Below are 7,474 nucleotides of genomic sequence, written 5' to 3'. Positions count from 1 at the left end.
GGTGCAGGAGGCCGATGTGCGGATCGGCGCGGCGGACGGTCTCGCCGTCCATCTCGAGCACGAGGCGGAGCACGCCGTGGGCCGCCGGATGCTGCGGCCCGAAGTTCATCGTGTAGTTGCGGATCTCTTGGTTCATCGCGGCAGGGGTCATGGCTCAGGCCTTCTTCGCCGCGGCTTCCGACGCCGCCTGGTGCCAACGCGAGTCTTCGCGGACCACTTTCGGGACGCCGACGCGCGGCTCGACGGAGGTCACGGGCTCGTAGACGACGCGCTGCTTCTCTGCGTCGTAGCGCACTTCGACGTTGCCGATCAGCGGGAAGTCCTTGCGGAACGGATGGCCCACGAAGCCGTAGTCGGTGAGGATGCGGCGCAGGTCCGGATGGCCTTCGTAGACGATGCCATAGAGGTCGAAAGCCTCGCGCTCAAACCAGTCCAGCCCGGGCCACAACTCGACCAGCGACGGAACGACCGGGAGCGCGTTGTCGGTGGCGAAAGTCCGCAGGCGCAGGCGATCATTGTTGCGGATGGACAGCAGGTGCACGACCGACGCGAAGCGCTTCGCCGGGCCCACGCCCTGCGGGCGGTTTTCCCAGCGGAAACGCCCCGGGCCATCGCCCTCGACGCCGCGCGAAAAGCCCTCGCTGCTGACGTCGGTGGTTTCCCACTCGCCTTCACCGTAGCCAAGGAAGTCGATGCCCGAGACGTCGACAGCCTGCTCGAAGTGGAATTCCGGCTCGTCGCGCAGCGCCCGGGCGACGTCGAAGCAGCAGGACGGCGCGACTTCGAGCGTGGTTTCGCCATGCGCTTCGACAATGGCGAGGGCGCGCTCGCCGAAGCGGGCGCGGAGACGTTCGGCGAGACGCGGCTTGGCTTCGGCCATGGTCGAATTCTGCGTGCGTTGCGTTCTGCAGCGGCGCGCGCGTCAGCGCGCGATCGTGTTGGTGCGGCGGATCTTCTTCATCAACTGCAGGATGCCGTACACCAGCGCCTCGGCCGTCGGCGGGCAGCCCGGCACGTAGACGTCGACGGGCACCACGCGGTCGCAGCCGCGCACCACGGAATAGCTGTAGTGGTAGTAGCCGCCGCCATTGGCGCAGCTACCCATCGAGATGACCCACTTCGGCTCGGGCATCTGGTCGTAGACCTTGCGAAGCGCCGGAGCCATCTTGTTGACCAGCGTGCCGGCCACGATCATCACGTCGGACTGGCGCGGCGACGGGCGGAACACCACGCCGTAGCGGTCGAGGTCGAGCCGCGAGGCGCCCGCGTGCATCATTTCGACGGCGCAGCAGGCGAGACCGAAGGTCATTGGCCACAGCGAGCCGGTGCGCGCCCAGTTGACGAGCGAGTCGACCGAGGTGGTGACGAAGCCACGTTCGAACAGCGGGTTGTCGGACTCGGGACGCAGGAGGTCATCGACCCGGCTCAAGGGCTCCGGGTTGTGCATCACGCGCGAGACGGTCTGGATCACTCCCATTCGAGCGCCCCCTTCTTCCATTCGTAGATGAAAGCGAACACCAGGATGCCGAGGAAGCCGGCCATGGCCCACAGCGCGGGCTCGCCGATGTCGCGGTAAACGAGCGCCCACGGAAACACGAAGGCGATTTCGAGATCGAAGACGATGAACAGGATCGCGACGAGGTAATAGCGCACGTCGAATGGCATGCGCGCGTCCTCGAAGGCCTCGAAGCCGCACTCGTAGGGCGAAAGCTTTTCTGCGTCGGGACGCTTGGGGCCGAGCAGCCAGCCGGCGACGAGAAGCACCAGACCAAGGCCGGTGGAGACGATCAGGAACAGCAGGATCGGCAGGTACTCGCCCAGCATGCAGGCCCTCGGCTAGCGCCCCGGGGGCGCATTGCGACCGCGCCCCGGGCTGGGGCGCGATACAAGACTTCGATTGTTTGGTGCCCAAAGGGGGACTCGAACCCCCACGACCTAAGTCGCTACCACCTCAAGGTAGTGCGTCTACCAATTCCGCCATCTGGGCTTGTAATGCATACTCCGTACGGCTCGCGGAGCAACGAGATTATATCAGGCCATCAGCCGCCTGACTCGCCTTCCGGCGGATTTTCTGCCGCCGGCGTCGCGGTTTCCGCGGCCGGTGCCGCCACGTCAGCCGCGGCGGGCGCAGCCGCTTCCGGCGCCGGAGCCACCGGGGCCTCGGCCGCCGGAGCATCCGTCGAGACCGGGGCCGGGGCCGCCGCGTCGGCGGCCGGAGCCGCTTCCGACATCAGGCCGACGTCGTCCGTGTCCGACGGCATCAGGCGACCGCCATGCTTGCTGGCGTACCACGCCATACCGAGGCTCATCGCGAAGAACACCACGGCCAACCACTTGGTGGTGCTCGACAGGAAGTTGGCCGAACCCGAGGCGCCGAACACGGTTGCCGAGGCACCGGCTCCGAAGCCACTGCCCGCCTGGGCGCCGGCACCGCGCTGCATGAGGATCAGCACGACCATCGCGACGGCGACGAGAACGTAGATGACGGTGGCGAGGACGATCAGATTCATGTCTTTTCAGTTCACCGCGCCGCGGCTGCGACGATGGCGAGGAAGTCGTTGGCGACCAGCGAGGCACCGCCGATCAGTCCCCCATCGACGTCGGGCTGAGAGAACAGCTCGGCGGCGTTGGCGGCCTTCACGCTGCCGCCGTAAAGGATCGGCAGCGAGTCGGCGATTGTAGCATCGTGCGCCCGGAGTTCGCTACGCAGGAACGCATGCGCCTCCTGCGCCTGCTCCGGCGTGGCGGTGCGGCCCGTACCGATCGCCCAGACTGGTTCGTACGCCAGCACGGCGCCGCGGAAGGCCTCGATGCCTCCCCGCTTCAGCACGGCAGCCACCTGCCCCGACAGCGCCCATTCGGTCTGGCCGGCCTCGCGCTGGTGCAGGCTCTCGCCGACGCACAGCACGGGCACCAGGCCCGCCCGGCGCGCCGCGAGCATTTTCTCGGCGACGAGGTCGCTTGACTCTTCATGGAACTGGCGGCGCTCGGAATGGCCGACGAGCACGTGCGTGGCGCCAACGTCCTTCAGCATGGCGCCCGAGGTCTCGCCGGTGAACGCGCCCGCCTCGTGGACATCGAGGTCCTGCGCGCCGAAACCGATGCCCTGGCCGGCGAAGCCCGTGATGGACTCGGCGAGATAGGCGATCGGCGGCATCACGAGGCATTGCACGCCTTCCGGGCGCGGCGCGTCGACGATGGCCTGCAGCAGCGCCTTTGCCGAGGCGCGCGTGCCGTTGAGCTTCCAGTTGCCGGCGACGATGCGGGGACGCATGCGGGCTTGCTCCAAGGTTCCGAGGCGCGGAAGGATAGCAGGCCGCCCACCCGGGCCTCGATGGATTGCCGCCATGCCCGCCCCGCTCCGCACCGACCGTTTCGCCCTCGTCACCGGCGCCTCCAGCGGCATCGGCGCCGAGATCGCCCGCGAATACGCGCGGCGCGGCAAACCCCTGGTGCTGGTCGCGCGCCGCGCGGACCGGCTGGAGGCCCTCGCCGCCGAGCTGCGGCCGCGGGTGCGGGTGGAGGTGATCGCCGCCGACCTCGCCGATCCGGCCGCGCCGGCCCGGCTCGTGGCGGACTGCGAGGCGCGGGGGCTGCGCGTCGACACGCTGGTGAACAACGCTGGCTTCGGCGTGCCGGGCCGCTACCTTGCCAAGGACTGGGCCACGCACCAGGCCTCGCTGCAGGTCCTCCTCGTGGCGGTCTGCGAACTCTCGCATCGCTTCCTGCCGGCGATGGAGGCCGAGGGCCACGGCCGCATCCTCAACGTCGCCTCCTTGGCCGGCCTGGTGCCGCCGACCGGGGGGCACACGCTGTACGGCCCGACCAAGGCGTTCGTGATCCGGTTCAGCGAGACGCTGGCCAAGGAAGTCGGGCCGAAGGGGGTGAACGTGACCGCCCTCTGCCCCGGCATGACCTACACCGAGTTCCACGACGTGAACGGCATGCGCGCGACGGTGGCCAAACTGCCGAAGGGCATCTGGCTCGACGCCGCAACCGTGGCGAAGCTCGGCGTGGACGCCGTCGAGTCGGGACGGACGCGGCTCATCACCGGGCGCGCGAACCGCCTGATCGCCGCGCTCTCGAAGTACCTACCCGACCGGCTCGCCGGTGCGCTCATCGCCTCGAAAGCCAAGGATTTCCGCGACGAGGGCTGAGCCGGCCCGGAAACGACGAAGCCCCGCAAAGCGGGGCTTCGTGGCCACTGGCGAGAGCGAATGGATCAGGCCAGCTTGATCTCGCGCAGGCGCTCCATCAGGTAGCCGTGCGCCGTGATCGGCTCCGGGTAGCGGTTCGCATTGTCCGGCGTGATGCAGCCCGGCAGCGTCTCGATCAGGAAGTCCGGATTCGGGTGCAGGAAGAACGGCGTCGAATAGCGCGGCTGGCGGGCGGCATCGCCCGGCGGGTTGACCACGCGGTGCGTCGTCGACGGATACACGTGGTTGGTGAGGCGCTGCAGCATGTCGCCAATGTTCACCACGATGGTGTCGGCTTCCGAGGTGAAGGGCACCCACTCACCCTTCTGGGAGAGCACTTCAAGGCCCGCGGCACTGGCGCCAACCAGCAGGGTGATGAGGTTGATGTCCTCGTGCGCCCCGGCGCGGACGTTCGGGATGTCGTCGGCGGTGATCGGCGGGTAGTGGATCGGGCGAAGGATGCTGTTACCGAAGTTGGTCTTGTCGGCGAAGAACTGCTCCGGCAGGCCGATGTGCAGGGCCAGGGCCGACAACACGCGCGAACCGAGCTGGTCGAGCGTGGTGAACAGGCCGTAGGCCACTTCCTTGAACTCCGGGATCTCGCTCGGCCACAGGTTTGCCGGCATCACCTCGGCGTGCTTCGAGTCGCGCGGGATCTCGCGGCCGACGTGCCAGAACTCCTTGAGGTCGAAGTGCTTCGCGCCCTTCGCCGTCTCGATGCCGAAGGGCGTGTAGCCGCGGGCACCGCCGCTGCCGGGCACGTGGTACGCCTTCTTGGTGGCTTCGGGCAGCGCGAAGAAGCGCTGGAAGACGTCATAGGCGCGGTCGATCTGCGCCTGCGGGATGCCGTGGCCGCGGATGCCGCAGAAGCCCCACTCGCGGTAGGCGGCGCCGAGCTCGGCCACGAAGGCCTCGCGGTCAGTATCGAAGCGGCGGATGTCGAGGGTGGGGATGGCCATCGTCGTGGATCGTCTTGGGAATTCGGGGGGAGATCATCATGCCGACCCTCGCGGGCCGGCATGACGCGGATCAAGCCGCGGCCTTCACCGCGGCGGAGAGAGCGTCGAGCACGCGCTGCATCAGGCCCGCATCGTCGGCCTCGACGGTGACGCGCACCACGGGCTCGGTACCGGAAGGGCGCAGGAAGGCACGACCACGGCCCTGCACGGCCGCTTGGGCGTCGGCGAGCGCGGCCTTGACGCTCTCGGCCTCGGCCGGCTTCACGCCCGGCGCAACCCTCACGTTGACGGTCTTCTGCGGAACCTTCGCCATGCCCGACAGCGCCTGCTTCAACGTGAGACCGCGGCGGCGCAGGACCTCGAGAACCTGCAGCGCACTGACGATGCCGTCGCCCGAACTCACGCGGTCGAGGCATAGCAGGTGGCCCGAGGTTTCGCCGCCGAGGACGGCGTCCTTCTCGATCAGGGCCTGGTGCACATAGCGGTCGCCGACTTTGGTGCGCAGGAAGCCGATGCCGCGCTCGGCGAACGCACGCTCGAGGCCGTAATTGGTCATCAGCGTGCCGACCACCGGGCCACGGAGGCGGCCGCTCTGCTGCCAGTCGTCCGCGAGGATCCACAGCAGGTCGTCGCCGTCGCGCACGACGCCATCGCTGTCGACGAACAGCACGCGGTCGCCGTCGCCGTCGAAGGCGATGCCGAGCTCGGCACCGGTCTCGCGCACGCGGGCGGCGAGGAATTCCGGGTGCGTGGAGCCCACGCCGTCGTTGATGTTCAGGCCGTTCGGATCGACGCCAATGGCGTCCACCCGAGCACCGAGCTCGCGGAACACCAGCGGTCCGAGCTGGTACGTCGCACCATGGGCGCAATCCACCACGATCCGCATGCCGCCGAGGTTGAAGCGGCGCGGCACAGAGCCCTTGCAAGCCTCGACATAGCGCGCGACCGCATCGCGGGTGCGCACGGCCTTGCCGAGCTTCTCCGAGGGCACGGTGCTGAACGGATGATCCAGCGCGGCCTCGATCGCGAGCTCGGTGGCGTCGTCGAGCTTCTCGCCTTCGGCCGAGAAGAACTTGATGCCGTTGTCGTAGTGCGGGTTGTGCGAGGCGCTGATGACGATGCCGCCGTCGGCACCGAGCGAACGCGTCAGGTGCGAGACCGCGGGCGTGGGCATCGGGCCCATCAGCTGGACGTCGACGCCAGCGGCGACGAGGCCGGCCTCCAGCGCCGCTTCGAACATGTAGTTCGAAATGCGGGTGTCCTTGCCGATAACGACCAGCGGCTTGCGCCAATCACCCTCACCACGCGCCGCGCGCAGCGCGTGGCCGTAGGCGTTGCCGAGGCGCAGCACGAAGTCCGCCGAGATGGCGCCCTCGCCCACCCGGCCGCGGATGCCGTCGGTGCCGAAGTACTTGCGCGTACCCATCAGGCGGCCTCGACCGGGGCGGGACGGCGGCCAAGCAGGGCGATCAACGACGCCAGCCGCTGGCGCATCTCGCGGCGGTCGACGATCAGGTCGACGGCGCCGTGCTCGACGAGGAACTCGCTGCGCTGGAAGCCTTCCGGCAGGCGCTCGCGGACCGTTTGCTCGATCACGCGCGGGCCGGCGAAGCCGATCAGCGCCTTCGGCTCGGCGACGTTGATGTCGCCGAGCATGCCGAGCGACGCCGAGACGCCGCCGGTGGTCGGGTGCGTCAGCACCGAGATGTAGGGCACGCCGGCCTTGCGCAGGCGGGCGATGGCCGCCGAGGTCTTGGCCATCTGCATCAGCGAGAACAGGCCTTCCTGCATGCGCGCGCCGCCGGTGGCGGAGAAGCACACGAGGGCGCTGCGGTCGGCCAGCGCACGCTCGGCGGCGAGGGCGAAACGCTCGCCGACCACCGAGCCCATCGAGCCGCCCATGAAGCGGAATTCGAAGGCCGCCACGCACACCGGCATGCCCATCAGGCGGCCCGCGCCGGCGATCAGCGCGTCTTTCTCGCCGGTGGCCTTCTGGGTGGCCTTGATGCGATCGGCGTACTTCTTCTGGTCGCGGAACTTCAGTGCGTCGACCGGCTCGAGGTGGGAACCGATCTCCACGAAGCTGTCGGCGTCGAGGAAGGCCGCGATGCGCTCGCGCGCACCGATCGGCATGTGGTGGTCGCACTTCGGGCAGACGTGGAGGTGCTGGTCGACTTCCGGCGCGTAGAGGGCGGCGCCGCAGTTGTCGCACTTCTCCCACAGGCCTTCCGGCACGCCGCGCTTGTTGCCGCCTTGCGTACGGATGCCGCCGAGTTTCAGCTTGTTCAACCAGCTCATGGAGGGCCCGGGTGTGGTCAG

The 7,474-nt window shown here is 68.8% G+C and carries 9 protein-coding genes, 1 tRNA gene and 1 pseudogene; 1 reads left to right on the top strand and 10 read right to left on the bottom strand.

Annotated features, from left to right (window positions below; translation table 11 throughout):
• The 7 genes and pseudogenes from ACIQ6S_RS05160 to tpiA all read right to left on the bottom strand — a co-directional run.
• Positions 1-151, bottom strand: a pseudogene (locus tag ACIQ6S_RS05160) (NADH-quinone oxidoreductase subunit D); the annotation flags it as partial.
• A 3-nt stretch (positions 152-154) separates the two neighbouring features.
• Complete coding sequence (locus ACIQ6S_RS05155; protein ID WP_397607414.1) at positions 155-880, bottom strand: NADH-quinone oxidoreductase subunit C; 726 nt, start codon at positions 878-880, stop codon at positions 155-157.
• 42 nt (positions 881-922) lie between these two features.
• A complete protein-coding gene (locus ACIQ6S_RS05150; RefSeq protein WP_298340339.1) occupies positions 923-1,477 on the bottom strand; it encodes an NADH-quinone oxidoreductase subunit B family protein in 555 nt (184 codons plus the stop codon).
• Positions 1,468-1,824: an NADH-quinone oxidoreductase subunit A gene (locus ACIQ6S_RS05145; RefSeq protein WP_297866739.1), complete on the bottom strand. Its 357-nt coding sequence runs from the start codon at positions 1,822-1,824 to the stop codon at positions 1,468-1,470. Before ACIQ6S_RS05145 ends, ACIQ6S_RS05150 begins: the two co-directional genes overlap by 10 nt.
• 78 nt (positions 1,825-1,902) lie before the next feature.
• Positions 1,903-1,987 (bottom strand) — tRNA-Leu (locus ACIQ6S_RS05140).
• 52 nt (positions 1,988-2,039) lie between these two features.
• Positions 2,040-2,510: a preprotein translocase subunit SecG gene (secG, locus tag ACIQ6S_RS05135; RefSeq protein WP_397607413.1), complete on the bottom strand. Its 471-nt coding sequence runs from the start codon at positions 2,508-2,510 to the stop codon at positions 2,040-2,042.
• 11 nt (positions 2,511-2,521) lie between these two features.
• The gene (tpiA, locus tag ACIQ6S_RS05130; protein WP_397607412.1) at positions 2,522-3,274 is read right to left on the bottom strand and encodes a triose-phosphate isomerase; all 753 of its coding nucleotides are present in this window, start codon (positions 3,272-3,274) and stop codon (positions 2,522-2,524) included.
• Positions 3,275-3,347: 73 nt separating this feature from the next.
• On the opposite strand from tpiA, the gene ACIQ6S_RS05125 reads away from it, so the two are divergent.
• Positions 3,348-4,157, top strand: a complete 810-nt coding sequence (locus ACIQ6S_RS05125) for an SDR family NAD(P)-dependent oxidoreductase (protein WP_397607411.1) — start codon at positions 3,348-3,350, stop codon at positions 4,155-4,157.
• Between the two features lie 65 nt (positions 4,158-4,222).
• On the opposite strand, the gene ACIQ6S_RS05120 is transcribed toward ACIQ6S_RS05125, so the two are convergent.
• From ACIQ6S_RS05120 to accD, 3 genes are all read right to left on the bottom strand, one after another.
• Positions 4,223-5,155: an isopenicillin N synthase family dioxygenase gene (locus tag ACIQ6S_RS05120; protein ID WP_397607410.1), complete on the bottom strand. Its 933-nt coding sequence runs from the start codon at positions 5,153-5,155 to the stop codon at positions 4,223-4,225.
• Positions 5,156-5,225: 70 nt separating this feature from the next.
• Complete coding sequence (gene glmM / locus ACIQ6S_RS05115) at positions 5,226-6,581, bottom strand: phosphoglucosamine mutase (RefSeq protein ID WP_397572752.1); 1,356 nt, start codon at positions 6,579-6,581, stop codon at positions 5,226-5,228.
• Positions 6,581-7,453, bottom strand: a complete 873-nt coding sequence (gene accD / locus ACIQ6S_RS05110; protein WP_397607409.1) for an acetyl-CoA carboxylase, carboxyltransferase subunit beta — start codon at positions 7,451-7,453, stop codon at positions 6,581-6,583. The genes glmM and accD overlap by 1 nt, the downstream gene beginning before the upstream one ends.
• Between the last annotated feature and the right edge of the window lie 21 nt (positions 7,454-7,474).

The organism is Silanimonas sp., assembly GCF_044377035.1.
Classification (GTDB): domain Bacteria; phylum Pseudomonadota; class Gammaproteobacteria; order Xanthomonadales; family Xanthomonadaceae; genus Silanimonas.
The sequence above is the reverse complement of the archived record's forward strand: the minus strand, read 5'-3'. Positions and strand labels throughout refer to the sequence as shown.